This is a genomic window from Mycobacterium sp. 20KCMC460 (assembly GCF_022179425.1).
Lineage (GTDB): Bacteria > Actinomycetota > Actinomycetes > Mycobacteriales > Mycobacteriaceae > Mycobacterium > Mycobacterium kiyosense.
Map to the genome: position 1 here is coordinate 4,788,127 of NZ_AP025524.1, position 19,575 is coordinate 4,807,701.

Genomic DNA, 19,575 nt, shown 5'->3' on the forward strand with positions numbered 1-19,575 from the left:
CGGCTTACGTACCTCGTTCCAATGTCGTACATTGTCCCCGATGAGTAACCCAACCGTGCCGATGGTCGAGCAGCCGAACCTGCTCCACATGGTCAGCTCGCCGAACACGTTCTTTTCGACAGGCAACGTCGCCGAGGCGGCTCCCGGCGTGCACACACCGCTGGGCTGGAGCATCTGGGGCGGCCTGACCGAACAGGTCCTCTCCGAGGTCGTCGTCGCCCTCGGCGCATGGCCGCGCCCGCCCGATGTCTCCGATGTCAACAGACGGTTCGGTTGCATCTTCTACGGCCGATATGCGGCCAATGTCAATACTTTTCGCGCCTTCGGCGATCGGATGCCGGGCACGTCGGGCGATGCGGTGGAGGCCCAGTTTTTCGGGGCCAAGATGTCGCACGAGCACAATCGGCCGGTACGTCACCGGTATCCGATCGTGGCCGCGAAGATGCCCCGGAATGTGATTCAGACTCCCCGGCAGGTGGCTGCGTACCGGGCCGACAACTATGCGTGGTGGACGAGTCAGGTCTGTGACCGTGCACCGGTCGGAGTGGAGGCAGGCGTTGCGGTGCTCTCCGAGGGCCGCCGCCGCTACGTCCCGGTGATGCGTGCCCACTGCATTGTCACCCTGCTGGCCCAGGCCTTCTACGACCAACTCACCAAGTTGTGCGACGCAGCCGGAATGGACGGCGCGGAAAGGACTTTGGTCAGTGGATACGGCGGCATGGAGGAGTCCGCCGTGGTCGCCGATGTGCGGGAGCTGGCCGCAGGGCGACTTACCGAGTCGGAGTTCGTCCACCGGCACGGGTACCACGGCCGGGGCGAGGGCGACGTGTCAAGCCGTTCCTGGCGCGAGGACCTGACCCCGATTCGGGCCTTGGCCAAGTCGTACCGCAAGTCCGGTGCCGATCCGCTGGCCAATGCCGCGTCCACCCGATTGGCCCGGCAATCTGCCGAACGTCAACTGCGGGAACAACTTCCACGATCACGACGGCCTTTGGTTGGACCAACCCTGGCATTGACGCGACGATTTGTGCTCGGCCGTGAAGTCGGCAAGGCCGGCTTTCTGCTGGCCATGGACGGGATGCGCGCCGGCGCGCGAGCGATCGGGGCCGCGTTGGCCGCCGAGGACGTTCTGGACGATGAGGAGGACGTGTTCTTCTTGACCCTCGACGAACTCCTCGGCGACCCCCACGCTGATCGCGGTGACCTGATCGCCGAGCGTCGCGCCCTCTACGCCCGCTACCGAGCCTTGGACCTGCCGCCGACGTGGCAGGGCAACCCGACACCGGTGCCGTTGGACGGCGGCGAGCAGCCAGCCGAGCGCGTCGACGTCGTCTCAGGCATGGGCGTGAGTCCCGGCGTAGTCGAAGGAACGGCCCGGGTCATTCATGACGCCGACAGCGACCAGGCTGACGATTTCGAACCCGGCGACATCCTGGTGTGCCGCATCACCGACCCGTCCTGGGCTCCGCTGCTATCGGTTGCCGCGGCGGTCGTCATTGACATCGGCGGGTCGCTGTCCCACGGCGCCATTGTCGCCCGCGAACTCGGAATCCCCTGTGTCATCAACACTGTGGACGGCAGCCGCACGTTGCGCACCGGAGACCGAGTGACCGTCGACGGCGGCGCGGGCACGGTGCGAGTGCAGCCGGCCTAACTTCGGCCGGCCTTGGCTTTCGGAGCGGCGCTTCGGACGTGCGCACCTTTCGCTGGCGGTTGCCTTGCGGCGTCGCGAGATTCGATGCCACGCAAGGTGAGCGCGACCGCCTCGTCGAGTAACCGGTCGTCTGCCGGCTTGTCGTCGGGGGGGAACAGAAAATCGTCGTACAGCACCGTCGACATCAACATGCCGGTGACGCAACGGACCGTGACGGGCACGTCGACACCGACCAAGCCTTGTCCCTCGATAGCGGTGCGTACCCGGTCGACCACATTGCCCAGCTCGCGGCTGAGCGCGGACTCCTCCACCGCACGCCCCGCGCGTCCCTGCAGATACGCGGCGAACAGTTCGCGGTTGTCCCGCAACAGGGCTACGACACTTTTCATGAACAGGCGCGCGGCGGCCTCGTTGTTGCGCTGGTCGGAGCCGATGAACTCCCAGTCGTTGAGAAACCCGTCGACGGTGGCGTGCAGGGGTTCTTCCACCGCCGCCTCGAAAAGGCCCTCCTTATTGCCGAAATGCCGATAGATCGCCGCGGCGGTCACTCCGGCAGCGCTTGCGACGTCGCGGGTGCTGGTGCCCCGGTAACCGTGGATAGAGAAGAGCTTGCGCGCGGAGGCCAGTATCAGCGTGCGGACTTCCGCGGTGCTACGACGTGTCGGGGTGGGGCGCGCGGCACCCCCGTTCCGCTTCACTCCGGCCGACGCCATCTGTACCCTTCTTCCGCGCTGGACCGCGCTGATGACTGACACAGTAGCGGCCGGCCACCGCTACTCCCCGACCTGATCGCGGCCGCGCCTCACCACACGGTTTTGCGCCCGTCGATCAGCGCAGGTTTGGGGGCGAACTTACGGACGAGGTTGAGGTTGTAGATCGCGTAGGCGGTCGCGACGAGCCCGCTGAGCGTGAACCACGGGGTGTCGAAGTAAGACGAGGCGGTGGTCCACATGCCATATCCGCGCGGCAGATAGGTCGCGATGATCGACAGCAGCACCATGATCGCGAGGCCCATAGACGTGCCCTCCCGCGTCCTACGGACGGCCCACAGGTATCCGGGACCTACGGCGACGATGAGGTTCGTCCAGACATACCATTTGAACATCGCGGCGTCGTGTAGGCCGCCGAAGAAGTAGTTGGTCAGGTTGACCACGCAGAGGAACCACAGGGTCTGCGCCGCAATCCGATTCACCGCCTGCCGCGGTGTGACCGGCTGGTCGTAGTACCGACCCCAGATTTCTTGGCGCTCATAGCAAACCGCCATGTATAACGACCACAGCTCACAGAACACCCAGATCAACATGGCTGCGGAGCTGGCACTGAAGAACCAGAACCAATGATGTTCTTTGGCGAGCAGGAACCAGAACACCGTCCCGGTGGCATCGCAGGCGAGGTAGAACGTATGCATCCAGACCGGGTACGGGCTCTTGCGCTCCCGCACCAATAGCAGGATGCAGTAGACGTACACCCCGTAGCCGAATCCGAACGCGACCGCCGACACGATCAGCACACGCACGATATCGGGATTGCTGAAATCGTAGTTGCGCAACAGATCTTCGAGTACCAACGGGCGAACTCCTTTTCACGGCAGGATCGAGCGCTCAGCGAGCCGGCGACAGCGCGTCCAGGCGGGCGCGCAGGTCGGCAATCTCCTGTTCGAGCCGTCCATCGCCCTGGGCCGGCTCGGTGTCGGCACGCACGGCGCGCAGCAGGCAGACGAAGTTCGGCAGGAACCACAGCAGGAATGCGGCGACGGGCACCCACCACACCAGCACGCCGTTCCATGCCAGCGGCCCGGTCTTGAAGAACACCAGGAAGCTGGCCGGCGTGAATGTTATTGCGAGCCAGATGTTCACATAGCCCAGCCAGCGGGGAAAGATCGGCGCGGTGCGGCGGTCGATCAGCACCGCCACACCGAACAACACGAGCTGTAAGACGAATGTCGAGATGACGCCGAGGAAGAAGAACCACCCGAGGTCGTACAGCGCCCGCGTCACGTCCGGGTTCTGATCGGCCCGGTAGGTGGACGCCAGCATGAACACGTACGGGATGACGAATTCGATGGTGGCCAGCGCTCCCAGCGCAAGCTGGGTGTAGGCCATGATCGGACGGACACCCTCAATGCGCTTCATCTGAATGGTGAACGAGGCCAGGAACGGCATCAGTAACGGGCATGACGCCAGGCAGATGACGATACCGATCCGGATCGCGGTGCGATGCGCGTCGATCATCGCCGCCACCTCGGCAGAGCTCTTGTTCGGCGACGGCGGCGGGAAGAACCCCGCGACCGTGAAGCCCACGACGAACAAGACGCCCATCGCGGGACCCGCCCAGATACAGGCCTGCTGAATCCGACGGCTGATCGCCAATTCGGCCATCTCATATCTCCTTTCGGGCGGCCGGTCGCGCAACCACAACCGGGTCGGCGGTCAAAGGCGCGGTCGCCCGGGACTCCACGGGGTACCGGCGCAGTAGCAGGTTGTAGGCAAGCGCGGTGACAAAACACGCCGCCGCGGCGAGATAGGTGATCGCGGTGTCGAACTGCGGGGCCACCGCCGGCAGGAACAACGTCAGAAACGCCGCGGGTGCCACCAGCATCGCCCGAGCCGCAGCCGTCGAAATCCCGCGACGATGTCCACGGCCGAGCAGCATCGGAATCGCGAATGCGACAGAGGTGAATTGGGTCGAAACGATAGCCAACAACAGGATGGGATCGTCGACAAGGTTGATGAAGAAGATCATCAGGACGAACATGGCGAGCTGGGCGCCGAGATAGAGCGCAACAGCCGGACCTCGTCCCAGCGTTGGAATCAATTCCGCCAGAGAGTATTTGATTGTCTGATAGTGCGTCATCAGCTCGAGACTGACCCAGATCGCCATGCCGAACCACAGCGCGATGGTGAACCAGTGGCTGTACGGGTTACGACCGAACCAGCGGGCGAACAAGCACAAGTAGATGAAGTCGTCGGCGAAATTCCACATGTTGCAGGCAACGGGTGTCCCGTGTATTCGGTCCCGAAAGCCTTTACGCACGCTCGACACGTACTGCACGTAGTAGCCGGTACTGGCCAGCGCCAGCCCGATGAAGGCACGTGGGTCCAGGTTGTCGAGGGTCCCGAAGACCTGATCGACCGAGTATTGCATCATCAGCCGGCCGCGGCCGCTTCGAGCTTGGGGATGGGCATCATCACGCCCATGCCGCCGTCGACATTGATGCACTGGCCGGTGACGAAGAACGATTCGTTTTCGGAGGCAAGGAATACCGCCGCACCCACGAAGTCACGGGGTTCTGCGATGCGAGTGGTCAGTACGCACCCGGCGAGCGCGGGTCCGATGACTGGGTCGTGCACCATTCCCTCGATCGCACCTGTCGCGACCAGACCCGCGACGATGGTGTTGCACCGGATCTGTGGGGCGTATTCGACCGCAATGGAGCGGGTCAGCGCGTTCATTGCGCCCTTGGTGGCGGTGTGTACGTCCACGCCGGCCAGGCCCTGGTTGGACACCATGCTGGAAATATTGATGATGGTCCCAGTACCACCCTGTTTGGTGAACTGTTTGATCGCCTCGCGCAGCGCCCAGAAGAGCCCGTCGAAGGTGGGCAGCGTGATCTTTCGCCATGCTTCGGTCGTGAGCTCTCCGATGGGGTTGTCGATCTTGTCCTCGAGGCCCGCTGCGCCCCCGGCGGTGTGTTCGGTCGGGTGGGCGTTGTTGACGATGATGTCAAGCCTGCCGTAATGCGCCGCGGTCTCGCGCATCAGATTGGCCACGCTCGCTTCGTCGCTCAGGTCGAACCGGATGAAATGGGCTGTGCCGCCATCGGCATTGATCTGGTCGGCCAGTTCGGCGCCACGCTGGGCGCTGCGGCCGCACACCACGACTTTGGCTCCCTCTTGGGCGAATCCTCTGACCAGGGCCTCCCCGATCCCCTTGGTCGAGCCCGTGACGATCGCGACCTTGTCCTGTAGGCGGCCTCTGCTCATTGCGACGTATCTCCCTGCGGCTCAGTTCAATCGATGATCCGATGCGACGAAGTCGATCGTCAGGACGGTGACTACTAGATATCGTTCGATCTCTTATTAGAGATCAATTGTTATCTTATGAATGGTACGAAGTCAACCCCCAGCCCCACTCGTGCAGGGCTTGTGACTACGGCAGCTTTCGCCGGGCAATCTCCCGCGCGGACGCCGGGTCCACCCCGAAGCCGCGCAACATCATCTCCGCCCCGCGCGACTCCGTCTTCGGCCCCGCCGGAAGCCGCCCGGCCAGGATCGCCCGGATAGCCGCCAACGCGGCACCCACGATCGAGATGAGGGCCAGATTCAGGTCGTCGATCTCGAACCGGTCGGCTTTGCGGCCACGGGTCAGGGTCTCCATTGCCCATGGCGTCACCGCGTCCTCGAAAATCGCGTTCACGCGGTCGAGTTCGACGAGAACCCGAGCCAATTCGGGTTCGTCCCGGCTGAAGCGCAGGAAACGCCGATACGACGCCGACGCCGCCTCAGCAGGATCGGTGAACTCCAGAGCATCCGCACCGATCCGTGCCGCAAGGCCGGCAAGCACGTCGGCTACCACCGCCTCAATGAGCGCGTCTTTGGACTGGAAGTACGTGTAGAAGGTGCCGAAGCCGAGGTCCGCGTGATCGGTGACATCGCTGATTCGAAGTTCCGACACACCGTTCTCGGCGATCAGCTGGTGGGCTGCGGCCAGCAGTCGTTGCCGGGCTTCGGCCTTGCGCCGATCGCGGCGTCCCATCGGGGCAGGAGACACAGTCACGACAGCAGTATCGCATCCGATCCACATCTCAATCTTGATTTTACAATCGAGTTCGATGAAGATCGCAGGTATGACGGAAAATGCTCTCCCCGCTGAAGCCGACTACGTGGTCATCGGAGCCGGACACAACGGATTGACCGCCGCCTGCTACCTGGCCCGCGCTGGACACCGCGTAGCCGTCCTGGAGGCGTCGCCCACGGTGGGCGGCATGACCTCCACCAACGCCACCTTGGCCAAGGCGCCCGGCCACTTCTTCAACGAAGGCGCGATCCAGCTGACCGGAATCTTCCGGCTCTCCGGAGTCGCCGAGGACCTCGAGCTGCACAAGTATGGTCTCAAGCAGATATCGGTGGACCCCGCGCATATCCAATTGGCTCCGGACGGAAGCTCGCTGGCGATCTGGAAGGACGCCAGTCGCACGGCAGACGAGCTGCGGCGGTTTTCCCCCAAAGATGCTCGGGCCTGGCTGGACCTGGCCAACTCGCTGGATCCGATCATGGATGTGGTGGTGGCCTACATGAAGTCGCACCCACTGCGGCCGTTCAACCGGGAGATGGGCAGCTCGCTGTTCGGCGCCACCCGCCACATCAAGGACGTGTGGAAGCTGCGGAACATGGTCTACGCGTCGCACACCGAATTCCTCGAAGAGACCTTCGAATCCGAGTTACCCAAGGGCGCACTGGCGGCGATGGCCGCGTTTTCGCAAATGCAATTAGACGTGACCGCGTGGGCGATGATCTATCTCGGTGTCGTACAGAAGGTTTCGAACGCGATGCCGGTCGGGGGCACCGGCGCGCTGCCCGCCGCACTGCACCGCTGCCTCACCGCACACGGCGGCACGGTGCACACCGACAGCCGGGTTCAACAGCTCACCGTGTCCAACGACCGGGTGACCGGGGTGCTACTGGAATCCGGTCAGCTGGTCCGGGCCCGCAATGGCGTGCTGACCACCTGTAACCCCGTCGTCACTCTCAACGAGCTGCTACCGGCCGGCACGCTGGACACCAAACTGTCGGTGCGCGCCAAGGACATTCCGATCCGCAAGACCCACGCCACGTCCCTCAAGATCAACGTCGCCCTCGAGGGCCACGTGACGATGAAGAAACACGAGGACTGGCGTGGCGACGGCCTGGACCTGCGCAAGTACCTCATTGCCTGGCACACCCTCAAAGAACAAGATGCTGCCTGGAATGCCGTTGTTCGCGGCCAATGGCCCGACCCGGTTCCGGTGAGCTGCGCCATCATCCCAAGCGCGGTCGATCCCACCCAAGCCCCCGAAGGCCGAGCCAACCTGTGGCTGTGGTCGGGCGTCATCCCGGTGACACCCGAAGAGCCGTGGGACGACGTGCGTGACAAGGTCGGTGACGCCGTGTTGCGCGACTCCGCCCAGTATTACGAGGGACTGGACAGGCTCGAAATCGATCGGGCCGTACTCGGCGGGCCGGATATCGAAGCCAGATTCAACGCACCGGCGGGCAACGTCTACCACGTCGACCCGCTCATCTCCCGATTCGGGCCCCTCAAGCCGGCAGCCGGGCTGGCCGGCTACCGCACGCCAGTCAAAGGTCTCTACCTCAGTGGAGCCGGCACCCATCCCGTCGGCGGCGTGTGCGCCTTGCCTGGAAAGCTCGCTGCCCAGACTGCGTTGCGCGACAACAAGAGGCGATGACGGCGCTCGATTCGCCGCTGCGGGCCATCCGTGCGCCGCGGTAGCCGACGAGCATGCGGCACGTTCCAGTCAATCCTGAATCGCCCACTACTCGAACGGAATCGAGAAGTACTCCTGATAGCGGGCGAACGCGCGACGGTCGCGGGAGTTCATCTCCTCGGTGCCGAGGTTGAGCTTGTGCACCGGACGCGCGCCCCGGGGGTGTGCGTCGACGTAGTCTTGCATCGCCGCACGGCCCGCCTCGGTCAGTTCCAGACCGAACGCGCCGTACATGGCGGCGATCGCCGCGATCGGATCATCGACTAGGTCTGCGTAGTACACGTGATGGAGTCTGTCTTTGGGAATGGCGCCCGATTCGATCTGGTCGATGACGGCGTTGAACCGTGCGGCGGACAGGTCGGGATTGGTGACGTAGTCGAACGCGCCGAATTGGAACGGATGGTCGGTCCGCCCCCATTGGACGGTACCCAGCAGGCTGACGGCCGACGCCAGCGCTCGGGTCGGGTCGCGATGAGGCCAGACGAACCGCGCGTCCGGGTAAACCTCGAGCATCTCGGGTATGCGGTCGAGATGCATGGGGTCCTTGAGAATCCAGTGCTCACGCGGGTTCCGCCATTGCAGAAGCTTCAGGACGCGCCGGTGATACGCCAGCGCGATGCGGACGTCCTGTCCGGCCAGCCACATCTGGTAGCTGGGAACCTGGCCGAGGCTGTCGAACCACGTCGAGGAACGGAAGCCGAATCCGAGGATCTGGCAACACTCCATCGGTAGTCTGCCGGCGAATTCGTGCAGGGACACCATCGTCGGCGTGACGCGGTTCCATTGGTCGATCAATTGATGACCGCGCTCGATCCGGGGATCGGTCTCGTAGGTGGCCGCCTCCGGCGGCGGGCAGGGAAAGATGATCTCCCAGTGTTTTGGCGCGCAGTTGTCGGGGTGAGCATCCAGGATGTTGGCTAGCATCGTGGTTCCCGAACGGCCCTGCCCGATCACGAAGATGGGTGCGCTGACGACCTCGTCGTCGATCTCCGGGTGGCGGGTGTACCAGTCCTCGATCTGCAGCCGGCCCTCCAGTAGTTGCAGAATCTCGGACCGGGTCCGGATCCGGCCCATCAGGTTGAGGTCAGCCTCCTCTTCCATTGCTTTGCAGAGGATTTCAAATGGTTCGCGCCAGTTATCATCGCCGAAGTCGGTCAGCCCGGTGCTGCGCTGGGCTGCCGAGATCAGCGACTCGGGGTCCAAGGGCACCACCGCGCTGATGTTCATGTGCGCGCCTTCTTCGTTGATCCGCTGGACCCATTCGGGTCGTGGCGGCGGTTCCCACAGCGCGGTGCGTTCGGTCATGATGCTCCTTCGGTGGCGAATCTCAGTTGAAACGTCTCCTGGCGTTCCCGGAGTTGTCGGGCCCGCTGCTCTTTGGTGACGCGCGGAACGTCAAGGGGCAGTGCGGATTCCAGATCTGCGATCGGTACCAGGTGTCCAGCGGCGGTGGGCTCGGAACCACCGCGCATGCCCTGCCAGCGGTTGACGACCAGCAGATGCTCGAAGCCGCAGGGGTCCAGCCAGTTCGCCACACCGGGATCTTCGTGAGACACGACGTAGGTGATGCTGCCGTCAGGATTCGGTGTCGACTGACCGTTGTTCAGACAACTCTGACGCTTCCAGTAGTCGATGGTACGAAACCAGTAGTCGTGCAACACGATGTTGCGGTATGGCGCGTCCCCGTCCCCGATGGTGAATACGAACGCGTGCGACTCGTCGACCTGCAGTCGGGCGAACATGATCATCTGCGACACCAGACCTCCGACCCATCCGGTGCCGAACAGCGGCGACACGGAGTTGGGTTCCATCGCGGCGAACAGGCTCATGAACCAGTGCATCGCCGGCACGTCCTCGATCATCGTGGCTGCCGCACGATTGGCCACCTGGTCCTCGGTCCAGGGTGCGGCGGCCGGCGGATCGAGGCGTCGAACAGTCCAACTGCTGGGCACTTGCCGCCAGTCCGAACGACATTCCCGGTTGAACAGATACAAGGCGCCGGGCGGCACCTGCACATGGTTCGGATCGCCGTCGGCGGCTTCGGGTCCGACCGTGAGCCGGTAGTGACCGTCGTCGGAGACCGTGATCTGCAACAGATCCAGGCTCCCCAGGGTCATCGTGAGCGACGGGTTACCCACGATCGTCAACGGAATGTTGGCCGGCACCGGGTCGAACCTTCGACCCTCGATTTCATAGTGCGCTCCGTAGCTGACCGGAACGAGCACGTAATGCTGATCCGGGCCGTCACCCCCCGAGCCCCGCGAGCCCGGCACATCCACGCCGAACCACCGATGCGGCGGACAGTAGTGCATGCCCAGGACCCTCGGGTGGTTGGCGTCGCCCGCAGCGGCCTTGAGGCAGTAATTGAACGCGAACTCCTCGACGAGTTCGTCGAACCGAGTCCCTAGCGCCTCTTGCGGGGCGCCCCGTCCGGCGAGGGTTTTCCACCGCATGGCGACCAGTTCACGCGCCCGTTCGACGACCGGAGATGCCAAGGCGCGCATGGCCAGTGCCTCGCCTTCACGCTGCTCGGTGGTGGCGAGTGGATTGCCGGCGGCGGTGGGGAGCATGGCCACAACCTAGCAATAAAGAGACATAGTGTCTATTAACTTTGGTAAGCCGCTAAGCTTGGCGGGTGCCGACGCGCAAGGTTTCCAGCGGCCGGACTCGCCGCAACGGCGTTACCCGGGACGTCATCGATGCGACGGTGCGCTGCCTCTCGGCCGGCGAGAGCGTCACCAGCCTGGGTGTCCAGCGGATCTGTGCGGAGGCCGGCGTAGCCAGGTCGGCGTTCTATAAGAACTTCACCGACAAGACCGATCTGCTGCGCAGAGTCGTCGCCGACGCCACGGCCGATTTGTTCGACACCGCCCGCGCCTGGGCCGCGGGCACCGGCGGACGGGAATCGATGGTCACCGCGCACCTGAACACCGTGCGCGTGTGGCGCGAACACGCACCGCTGCTGCGGGCTTATTTCGAGGCCGCCGCATACGATCCCGAACTGGCGGCGATCTGGGACGACCGGATGAAAGAGGTCGCCACCGTGATGCGGGAACGGATCAGCAACGGCCAGCTCGAGGGTTCGGTGCCCGATGACCTCGATGCGCAGATGGTCGCGAATTTCGTCGTCTACGGCTTTGAGCGCCTCACCGCCCAGCACATAGCCACCGCGCCCGCCTCGGCCGATAGGAAGTTCGCGCGGTCAATCTCGGAGGTCGGCTGGCGGCTGATCTACGGACCGACCGGCGGCAACGCGTGAGCGCGGACGTGGGACAGCGAGGGTAGACACGATATTCGCCGCATGAAACATTTCTTCTTGCCAGCTACCAACGCCAGCCATCGCTCTTATCCCCATATACGTTCGGAACCAACGTATTCACTCGTTGTGAAGCGCTTGTTCGCGGCGCAGCAGCTCGACTTCGGCGGCGAGCTCGTCCAGCGTCTTGGCCGGGGCGTCCGGGTGTGTCTGCTGATGCCGGACGGCTCCCAGCAGCAGCACTGTGTCAACCAGGATCCAGGTGGCGAACACGAACACGATCAGCCACCAGGCGAGCAGTCCGTTCCAAGCAAAGGGACCGTTCTTGAAGAAGTAGATGAAGGCGGCGGGGAAGAACATCATCACGATCCAGAAGTTGAAGTAGCCGGCCCAGCGGGGAAACACCGGTGCCGACCGAGTGTCCTTCAAGATCGCGGCACCCATCACAAAGCCTTGAATAACCGCGGTCGACAGAATCCCTAGGAATGGCAGCCAGGCCAGGTCGTTGAGGCGCTGGATGATCTCCGCGTCACCCTCCGGGCGAAATGCGGCGACCTGCCAAAAAGCGCACGGGAAGATCAATTCGAGCACCAGGCACGCTCCGCACATCAGCATGGTGTAGGTCAGGGGCGAGGTGCGGCCCTCGATCCGTTTCATCTGAACTGCCCACGCCGCACACCACGGAAGCATCAACGCTCCCGCCAACATGTTGATGAGCATTCCGATGCGGATGCCGGAGGTGTTGCCGGCAAAGAACGCCTTGATCTCCTGCGGTCCCAACTCTGGCGAGGGTGGCGGAACGAAGCGAGCCAGACCCCAAAAGCCCAGGAAGAATAAAACGACCCACGCGAATCCGAGGTACGCGCTGATCCGCTGCGTACGAATGCCCATGGCATCTTCCCCTTGCCCTCAGGTCAAGTTATCGCGCTTTCCGCCCGGCACACCGCTGAAAGCGACCGCGGAGTTTTCAGAAAGAACGTCTCATATATTTACACGATCAAGGGAGATATCCCGGGGCACCACAGCGACCAGAGCGGACGTGCTGTCCCCCAACTACTCAGGGTTGCAATGAGGTTTGACCGCCAGTCTGGTCTCGGCTGTCCGCGGCGCTGACGATGGATTCGGCCTCATGCGGCGGCAAGCCGAGGGATGCCAGCACATGGCGGGCAAACGCCTGGTGCGCGTTGGCGCCATGGCGCCCTTTGAGTATTTCCCGGATCAGCGCGAAGGCACCACCGATCACCGCGGTGAGCAGCACCTCGATGTCGGCGACAATGAAACGGCCACTTTCGATTCCGCGCTCCACTGCGATGCGCGCGTACGGCTGGACGGCGTCACCGAACAACGCCTCGGAGTGCCCGATGTTGACGATCAGGCGGGCGAAGTCGGGTTCGTCATAGGCGAGCCGGATGACGCGAAGATTGGCTAGCGCCACGACCGCAGCGGGGTCGGTGTCGTCGTCGACGTTGGTGATGATCGCCGACGTCAGGTCCGAAAGACTTTCGGTGATCACCGCCTCAAGGAGTTCCTCCTTGGACTCGAAGTAATTGTAAAAAGACCCGAGCGCGACGTCAGCCTCTTCGGTGATGTCCTGAATGCGCAGGCTGGCAACGCCTTTGGCGGCGATCAGCGTGCGCCCGGCGTCCAACAGCAGGCGCCGGGTGCGTAGCCGCTGGCGTTCGAAGCGCGTCGTCGCCTTGCCGTCGGTCTCGGACTCCACACCCGGATTATTACTGTATGAATTGCGATTCACTATTGAAACTATATTCATCCGATGTTAGCTTGATCCCACGGACATGAACTGGCTCACAGCTGCCAAGCGGCGCGGTGAGATGCCCGGTCGCGGTGAGCCGACACTCCCAGACATAGGAGCGAATCGGGCATGGCGCTTGCCACACATTCACCGGACACCGACCTGCTACTACCGATGCCGGCAGCCGGCGAGCAGTGGGATCCGCACCTGATCCACACCCACTACTTCGGTTTCTGCGTTCCCGAAGCCGCGATCGGCGCGTTCCTCTACGTGCGCTACCAGCCGGCGTTCCCGCTGTCCCAAGGTGGCGTCTGCATCTTCCAGGGCACCGACAACGTCGAGTACACGGACATGGCATTCCTCGATTACGAGATCACCATGCCGTGGCCGCGCGTCGAGGGCAGCACGATCACCACCGACAACGGGCTGAGCATCGACTTCGTCGAACCCGGCCGGACCGCACGGATCACCTACCGCAGCTGCGAGGGCACCACCTTCTTCGACGTCGTGGCCGAGGCCGTGACCCCCCTGCTGGCTCGTGGACATGTGATGCCGGGCGAGGAAGACCACCACGACTTGGCGCGTCAGCCGGGCGGCACCGAGCAGTTCATGCACATGACCGGAGAGTTGCGTCTGGACGGCACCACCTACCCGGTCGACTGCTACGCACCGCGCGACCGATCTTGGCGTCAGATCCGGGTGGAACGCCGTGGCGCGGTGCCGGTTCCGCCGGTCGGCTGGTCACCGATGTATTTCGGCCCGGATCTGATCTTCAACCAGATCAGTTTCGAGCCACTGGACACCGATCCCGCCTGGGCCGGTCTGTACGACGTCGGGGACCGTCCATCGCATCACTTCGCCTGGGTTCAACGTGGCGACGAGTCCCGCTCCATCAAGTGGGTGCGCCGCAACGTGTTCGAATACCATCCGCGCATCCACCTTCCGATCCGCCAGGAGATCACGGCGGAAGACGAAACCGGCGAGGTGTACCGGTTCCAGGGTGAGGCGATCGCTTGCGCGCCACTGCCGGCGTGGCCCAACACCTCGTTTCACGACAGCGTCTATCGCTGGACCGACGAACAGGGCCGAACCACTCACGCGACATATCAAGAGCTTTGGTTCGACGACTACCAGCGGATGATGAAACGTCGGGCATTGGCCACCGCGCACTCATAACCCGCCGAACCGCCGGCATGACGACACCGTCATGCCATCGATGCGACACGCGGCGCACCGAGAACGCGGAGACCCCTTGTCTTCTAAATAGATTGACTCACCTAGGAGTAGATGATGGCCCTGAAGAATGTCGTCGACACCGAGTTGGCAGCCAAGCGGCTCGCCGACTGGCTGGCAGCGAAACAGCCTGACGCGCAGGGCATCGCTGTGACCGATGTTCAGGTCCCCGGTGCGGGTGGACTTTCCAATGAGACGGTGCTGTTCACCGCCAATTGGCACGACGCCGACGGCGAGCACACGCGCGGTATGGTCGCCCGAGTGCAACCCGACGGCCCCGGGGTGTTTCCGGATTACGACTTGAGCAAGGAAGCCGCGGTCATCGGGGCACTGGCAGAGCACTCCTCGGTCCCGGTGCCTGCGGTGTACTACCTCGAAGACGACCTCTCCGTCTTCGGTGCGCCGTTTCTGGTGATGCAGCGGATCGACGGTCGCATCCCCGCCGACGACCCGCCGTTCACCGCGACCGGATGGGTGCTGGAAGCCACGCCGGAGCAACGACGGCGGATGTGGCACAACAGCATTGACGTACTGGCGCAGATCCACGACGTCGACTGGCGCGCAATCGGATTGGACTTCCTCGACACCCCGGAGCAGCACAGCGGTCTCGACGCGGGTCTCGCTCAATGGCGACGCACCTTCGAGTGGGCTGCGGCCGGCGAGCCGAACCCCACTCTGGAAGCGGCGCTGCGCTGGCTGGACGAGCACCGCCCGCAGCATGACGAACCCAAAGTTCTCAATTGGGGGGACGCACGGGTGGGCAACATGATCTACACTCCTGAACTCATCCCCGTGGGCGTGCTCGATTGGGAGATGGTGAATCTGGCCAGCCGCGAACAGGATCTCGGTTGGTGGCTGTTTCTGATGCGCCATCACACCGAGGGCGTCGGCCTCGAGCTGCCGGCGGGTATCCCCGACCACGGCGAAACCATCGCCTACTACGAGCAGGTGACCGGTCACCAACTGCGCGACCTGCAGTACTACGAGGTTCTGGCCGGCACCCGACTATCGATCCTGATGGTCCGCGCCGCGCACATGATGATCGACGCGGGACTGCTGCCACCGGACTCGCCCATGGCGCAAAGCAATCCCGCCAGCCAACTCGTCGCGAAACTGCTTGACCTGCCGGCGCCCACCGGCGCCACTACCAGCTTCATCGGGAATCGGGGTTGATATGAACGCGCAGGCGGCTTTTCAGCGATTCTGTGCATTCAGCGGGATCATTTGTGTACTGCTGTTCTTCGGCGGATTCGTCGCCGCCGGGTTCCTACCGCCGCTGTCCCCCGGCATGTCAGCGGCACAGGTCGCCGCACACTACCGGGCGCACACCGCCGGGATCCGATTGGGTGCGGGCCTGATCTTCCTCAGCTCGATGTTCTACATCTGGTTCACCGCGGTGATATCCGGCCAGATACGGCGGATTCCCGGAGTGCATCCCACCGTCGTCAACGCGACGCTGGCCGCCGGCGCGTTCGCCGGCGTGACGTTTCTGGTGCCGGCGCTGATGTTCGCGATCACCGCGTTTCGTCCCGATCGCTCACCGGATGCGACCCTGATGCTCAACGACATGAGCTGGATCATGCTGGTGATGCCGTGGACGCCGTTCATGCCGCAGTACATTTCCTTTGCGTTCGCGATCTTGTCCGATCCGCGGCCACAGCCGCTGTTCCCGCGGTGGCTGGCGTATTTCAACATCTGGGTCGAGATGATGTTCACGCCCGCGACCGTGCTGCCGTTCTTCAAATCCGGCCCGTTCGCCTGGAATGGACTGTTTGTGTTCTGGCTGCCTGCGACGGTTTTCACCGCCTTGTTCATCGTCAACACGACGTGGCTCATCAAGGCGATCAACGCCGAGGCGCGCGAAATCCCGCAAGGCGCTGAGGGGCGCGAGCAAGTTCACACCGGGGTTGTGTGAGATTGCCTGTCTCAATATACTGACCCGATCTCATCGGAGGCAGAGCGGGAGCTTTTATGTCAACCCTGAAGAAATCCGCGACTATGACGCTGGGCCTCGTGGCGACCGGACTGTACCTCGCAGCGCCGGCCGTCGCCGACCCCGACTTCGACCCGTGTCGCGCGACATTCATTCCGATCTGCAGAATGGCCCCGACGATGCCCGATCTCGACCACGATGTCGACCTCACCCAGGACCCCAACGGGCTGGTACCGGGCCAACCCGGTCCCAGCCAACCCGGCGGCTAGGAAGTCCGCGCCGCCCGTCACACCGCAGGGACGTCTGGCGGGTTACTTACCCTGCCACTGGGGCGCGCGTTTTTCCGCGAACGCCAGAGCGCCTTCCTTGGCGTCGGCGGACTCCCGCACCCGGCCGGTGATCTCGCGCTGCCACTCGAACGCCGCGAGATCGGTCCAATTGCTCTGGCTGGCAAGAATCTTCTTCGTGGCCCTGACCGCCAGCGGCCCATTCGCGGCGATCTTGGCGGCGATGTCGCGCGCTGTTGCCAAGGCTGCACCGGGTTCAGTGAGCACGGCGACCAGTCCATGACGTTCGGCATCCGCAGCGGTGATCGGTTCTCCCGTCAACGCGGTCAGCATAGCCAGCGAGTAGGGCAACGCCTTCGGCAGCCGCAGCAGCCCGCCGGCTGCGGCGACCAGTCCCCGCTTCACTTCGGGCAGACCGAATTTAGCGGCCGTGCTGGCCACCACGATGTCCGCGCTGAGCACCAGCTCGCAGCCACCCGCCAGCGCCCAGCCCTCGACCGCCGCAATCAGCGGCTTGGTGGGCGGGCTCTCGGTGAGGCCGGCAAAACCACGTCCGGGGATCGACGGTGACTCGCCGCGCAGAAAGGCCTTGAGATCCATACCCGCGCAGAATGTTCCGTCGGCGCCCGTCAGGATGGCCGCCGTGAGGTCGTCACGGGATTCCAGGTCGTCGATCGCCGCAGCGATACCGGTGGCAACCGAGCTGTCGATCGCGTTCTTGGCTTGCGGACGGTTGATCGTGATCACCATGACGCGGTCCGCGGTGTCGACGAGGACGGTATCGGTCACTATTGCCTCCTGAAAGTTACGCCGGCATCCGGCCCCGCTAGGCCGAAATGCTTTCCCAGAGCTCGATTTCGCCTTCGTCGCGCACCCGTGCCCCGAGCCGGCGGCAGTAGTCGAATTCGGACTGATCGGCGTCTCGCAGTGCCCACAACGTGCTGGTGTGGCGGTGCAAGTCGTACTCGGCGGTGATGCCCACCGCCCCGTGCAACTGGTGCGAGGTCCGTGCCACCAGCGTCGCCGCGGCGGCCGCGCCGATGCGGGCCGCAGAAACCGCGCCGAACCGGTGCGTGTCGGGCACGTCGGTAGCGGCACACGCCGCCGTTGCCCGATCCAGTGCCGATTGAGCGAACCTGGTACGCACCGTCATCTGTGCCAGCGCGCTCGACACGGCAGGAATCTTCACCAACGGCGCACCGAATTGTTCACGCTGCAACACGTAGCTGCGGGTGAGTTCGTATGCGGCCCAAGCGCTGCCGAGTAACGCGGCCGACCTCGCCAGAGCCAGACGGTCGCCAATCTGCGCAACGGTCGGCCCGGCGGGCACGTGCTCGACCGGTGCGTGGTCGAGTTGTACACCGCCGTAGGGCAACCCGGCGATGTCGTGGTCCGTTTCGACGGTGACCGATTCCCCCGCCAGCGCGACCCTGCCCACCGCCGAGGAGGCCACGATCACCAGGGCGGCGGCCTTGTCGGCGAACGGCACCCGAGGCAGTCGCGCGGTAAGCGATTTCGACGCAAGGTTCAAATCGGGCGCGACGACGATCGTGTCGAATTGCTCACCTGCCGCCGCATCCATTGCATACGCGGCTGTCGACGCCTCGACGATCGGGGTACCCAGTCCGGCACGGGCCAACTCCCGGATAACCACGATCAGGTCGGCCAGGCTCCCGCCCGAACCACCTCGGCCTTCCGGTACCCCGATTCCGGCAAGTCCCAGTTCGCAGACCTGGCCCCATGCCGAATCCGTATCTCCGGACTCCGCCGCGAGGCTCTTGATGAGGTCTGTCAGTTCGCGCGCGAATTCACTCACGGCTTGGTCTCACTCTTCGTGACGATCGAAAGCAGCACATCTGAGGCGCCACCCCGCAGCGTGAACCCGGGAGACGCCAAGAGCGCCTCCGCCAGTGGGTCTTTGCGTGAGGTCGGCAGCCCTACCCGGCGCGCGAATTCGATGACGTCGTTCTCGAACTCCGTGCCCAGATACTTCAGACTGGCCGCCTCCACGACGGGGGCGCGACCGGCATCCAGGGCGTTGGCGATCTCCCAACATTGGCGCCGAAGCGTGGCCAGCCGCGCGACCAGGGCACCTAGTTCCACGTCGTAGCGGTCGTCATCGGCACGACGGAGGTGGTCGAGCGTTTCGGCCAAGAGCGGGTAGGTGCTCAACACCCGTTCCGGGCCGCCTCGTTCGAACGAAAGCTGTTCGACCACCTGGCGCCAGCCGTTTCCCTCCGTCCCGAGCAGACGATGCTGCGGAATGAAGACGTCGGTGAAAGTGACCTCGTTGAAATGGTGTTCGCCCGACATGTCGACAATCGGCGAAACCTCGATGCCGGGAGTGGACATGTCCACCACGAATTCGGACAGACCTTCGTGCTTCTTGCCGGTGGAATCCGTGCGCGCCAACAGGTAGGCGTGCGTCGCGCGGTGCGCAACGCTGGTCCATATCTTGCGGCCGCTGACCGACCAGCCCCCGTCGACCCGCTTCGCGGTGGTACGTACCGCGGCCAAGTCAGATCCCGCTTCGGGCTCACTCATACCGAGGCAGAAGATGTACTCGGCCCTGATGATGCCCGGCAGCAATTCCTGCTGCAGTTCGTGGCTGCCGTGACGCAGAATCGCCGGACCGATCTGCCGATCGGCGATCCAGTGGGCGGCGACCGGCGCTCCCGCGCGCAGCAGTTCTTCGGTGACGACCAGACGCGACCGGGCGTCCAGACCGCCACCGCCGAACTCCACCGGCCAGGTGATGCCGATAAGTCCCCGCTCAGCAAGCGCGCGACTGAAGTCCAGATCGAAGGAACGCAGCCAGCAGTCGCTGCGCGGTGTGTAGCGACCCTCAGCCAGCCATGATCCAGTCAGCTCACGCACTTCTCGCCGCAGCGCGGCGAGCCGCTCTGCGGCATCGGTGTCATCCGGCAGGTCGGTAACAGCGGCGATCCCCGTCATACCCGCAGCCCCATCTCGCG

The 19,575-nt window shown here is 64.0% G+C and carries 20 protein-coding genes; 7 read left to right on the top strand and 13 right to left on the bottom strand.

Annotation, left to right across the window (positions count from 1 at the left end):
- Positions 1 to 40: 40 nt before the first annotated feature.
- The gene (locus MKCMC460_RS22020; RefSeq protein WP_238304820.1) at positions 41 to 1,654 is read left to right on the top strand and encodes a PEP-utilizing enzyme; all 1,614 of its coding nucleotides are present in this window, start codon (positions 41 to 43) and stop codon (positions 1,652 to 1,654) included.
- Here MKCMC460_RS22020 and MKCMC460_RS22025 read toward each other — a convergent pair.
- The 6 genes from MKCMC460_RS22025 to MKCMC460_RS22050 form a co-directional block, all read right to left on the bottom strand.
- Positions 1,651 to 2,367 carry a TetR/AcrR family transcriptional regulator gene (locus MKCMC460_RS22025; RefSeq protein ID WP_236977088.1) on the bottom strand — a complete coding sequence of 239 codons (717 nt, stop codon included), beginning with the start codon at positions 2,365 to 2,367 and terminating at the stop codon, positions 1,651 to 1,653. The genes MKCMC460_RS22020 and MKCMC460_RS22025 overlap by 4 nt on opposite strands.
- 89 nt (positions 2,368 to 2,456) lie before the next feature.
- Positions 2,457 to 3,221, bottom strand: coding sequence for a hypothetical protein (locus MKCMC460_RS22030; RefSeq protein WP_236977090.1), 765 nt, complete (start codon positions 3,219 to 3,221; stop codon positions 2,457 to 2,459).
- 34 nt (positions 3,222 to 3,255) lie between these two features.
- Complete coding sequence (locus MKCMC460_RS22035) at positions 3,256 to 4,032, bottom strand: hypothetical protein (protein WP_236977092.1); 777 nt, start codon at positions 4,030 to 4,032, stop codon at positions 3,256 to 3,258.
- Position 4,033: 1 nt separating this feature from the next.
- Positions 4,034 to 4,801 (bottom strand): hypothetical protein, encoded by a 768-nt coding sequence (locus MKCMC460_RS22040; RefSeq protein ID WP_236977094.1) that lies wholly within the window; start codon positions 4,799 to 4,801, stop codon positions 4,034 to 4,036.
- On the bottom strand, positions 4,801 to 5,637 hold the full coding sequence (locus MKCMC460_RS22045) for an SDR family NAD(P)-dependent oxidoreductase (protein ID WP_238304821.1): 837 nt from the start codon (positions 5,635 to 5,637) through the stop codon (positions 4,801 to 4,803). The genes MKCMC460_RS22040 and MKCMC460_RS22045 overlap by 1 nt, the downstream gene beginning before the upstream one ends.
- 166 nt (positions 5,638 to 5,803) lie before the next feature.
- Complete coding sequence (locus tag MKCMC460_RS22050) at positions 5,804 to 6,430, bottom strand: TetR/AcrR family transcriptional regulator (RefSeq protein ID WP_236977098.1); 627 nt, start codon at positions 6,428 to 6,430, stop codon at positions 5,804 to 5,806.
- Positions 6,431 to 6,485: 55 nt separating this feature from the next.
- Here MKCMC460_RS22050 and MKCMC460_RS22055 point away from each other — a divergent pair, with 55 nt between their 5' ends.
- Positions 6,486 to 8,099 (top strand): NAD(P)/FAD-dependent oxidoreductase, encoded by a 1,614-nt coding sequence (locus tag MKCMC460_RS22055; RefSeq protein ID WP_236977099.1) that lies wholly within the window; start codon positions 6,486 to 6,488, stop codon positions 8,097 to 8,099.
- 87 nt (positions 8,100 to 8,186) lie between these two features.
- Here the strand turns inward: MKCMC460_RS22055 and MKCMC460_RS22060 are convergent, their stop codons facing one another.
- Both MKCMC460_RS22060 and MKCMC460_RS22065 read right to left on the bottom strand, forming a co-directional pair.
- The gene (locus MKCMC460_RS22060) at positions 8,187 to 9,443 is read right to left on the bottom strand and encodes a sulfotransferase (protein ID WP_238304822.1); all 1,257 of its coding nucleotides are present in this window, start codon (positions 9,441 to 9,443) and stop codon (positions 8,187 to 8,189) included.
- Positions 9,440 to 10,708: a hypothetical protein gene (locus tag MKCMC460_RS22065; protein ID WP_236977102.1), complete on the bottom strand. Its 1,269-nt coding sequence runs from the start codon at positions 10,706 to 10,708 to the stop codon at positions 9,440 to 9,442. Before MKCMC460_RS22065 ends, MKCMC460_RS22060 begins: the two co-directional genes overlap by 4 nt.
- Before the next feature lie 65 nt (positions 10,709 to 10,773).
- On the opposite strand from MKCMC460_RS22065, the gene MKCMC460_RS22070 reads away from it, so the two are divergent.
- Positions 10,774 to 11,397, top strand: coding sequence for a TetR/AcrR family transcriptional regulator (locus MKCMC460_RS22070; protein WP_236977103.1), 624 nt, complete (start codon positions 10,774 to 10,776; stop codon positions 11,395 to 11,397).
- A 117-nt stretch (positions 11,398 to 11,514) separates the two neighbouring features.
- On the opposite strand, the gene MKCMC460_RS22075 is transcribed toward MKCMC460_RS22070, so the two are convergent.
- Positions 11,515 to 12,285, bottom strand: coding sequence for a hypothetical protein (locus tag MKCMC460_RS22075; protein ID WP_236977104.1), 771 nt, complete (start codon positions 12,283 to 12,285; stop codon positions 11,515 to 11,517).
- Positions 12,286 to 12,451: 166 nt separating this feature from the next.
- Positions 12,452 to 13,165 (bottom strand): TetR/AcrR family transcriptional regulator, encoded by a 714-nt coding sequence (locus MKCMC460_RS22080; RefSeq protein ID WP_370652945.1) that lies wholly within the window; start codon positions 13,163 to 13,165, stop codon positions 12,452 to 12,454.
- A 111-nt stretch (positions 13,166 to 13,276) separates the two neighbouring features.
- Between MKCMC460_RS22080 and MKCMC460_RS22085 the strand changes: the two genes are divergently transcribed.
- From MKCMC460_RS22085 to MKCMC460_RS22100, 4 genes are all read left to right on the top strand, one after another.
- Positions 13,277 to 14,323, top strand: coding sequence for a tyrosine protein kinase (locus tag MKCMC460_RS22085; RefSeq protein WP_236977106.1), 1,047 nt, complete (start codon positions 13,277 to 13,279; stop codon positions 14,321 to 14,323).
- Positions 14,324 to 14,437: 114 nt separating this feature from the next.
- Positions 14,438 to 15,553 carry a phosphotransferase family protein gene (locus MKCMC460_RS22090; protein WP_236977108.1) on the top strand — a complete coding sequence of 372 codons (1,116 nt, stop codon included), beginning with the start codon at positions 14,438 to 14,440 and terminating at the stop codon, positions 15,551 to 15,553.
- A 1-nt stretch (position 15,554) separates the two neighbouring features.
- Positions 15,555 to 16,295, top strand: a complete 741-nt coding sequence (locus tag MKCMC460_RS22095) for a hypothetical protein (RefSeq protein ID WP_236977109.1) — start codon at positions 15,555 to 15,557, stop codon at positions 16,293 to 16,295.
- A 98-nt stretch (positions 16,296 to 16,393) separates the two neighbouring features.
- Positions 16,394 to 16,582 carry a fibronectin-binding protein gene (locus MKCMC460_RS22100; protein ID WP_236977110.1) on the top strand — a complete coding sequence of 63 codons (189 nt, stop codon included), beginning with the start codon at positions 16,394 to 16,396 and terminating at the stop codon, positions 16,580 to 16,582.
- A gap of 42 nt (positions 16,583 to 16,624) precedes the next feature.
- Here the strand turns inward: MKCMC460_RS22100 and MKCMC460_RS22105 are convergent, their stop codons facing one another.
- The 3 genes from MKCMC460_RS22105 to MKCMC460_RS22115 all read right to left on the bottom strand — a co-directional run bounded on the left by MKCMC460_RS22105 (position 16,625) and on the right by MKCMC460_RS22115 (position 19,555).
- Positions 16,625 to 17,350, bottom strand: coding sequence for a crotonase/enoyl-CoA hydratase family protein (locus MKCMC460_RS22105; RefSeq protein ID WP_236977111.1), 726 nt, complete (start codon positions 17,348 to 17,350; stop codon positions 16,625 to 16,627).
- Between the two features lie 76 nt (positions 17,351 to 17,426).
- Positions 17,427 to 18,416 carry an acyl-CoA dehydrogenase family protein gene (locus MKCMC460_RS22110; RefSeq protein WP_236977112.1) on the bottom strand — a complete coding sequence of 330 codons (990 nt, stop codon included), beginning with the start codon at positions 18,414 to 18,416 and terminating at the stop codon, positions 17,427 to 17,429.
- Positions 18,413 to 19,555 (bottom strand): acyl-CoA dehydrogenase family protein, encoded by a 1,143-nt coding sequence (locus MKCMC460_RS22115; RefSeq protein ID WP_236977113.1) that lies wholly within the window; start codon positions 19,553 to 19,555, stop codon positions 18,413 to 18,415. Before MKCMC460_RS22115 ends, MKCMC460_RS22110 begins: the two co-directional genes overlap by 4 nt.
- Positions 19,556 to 19,575: the final 20 nt, after the last annotated feature.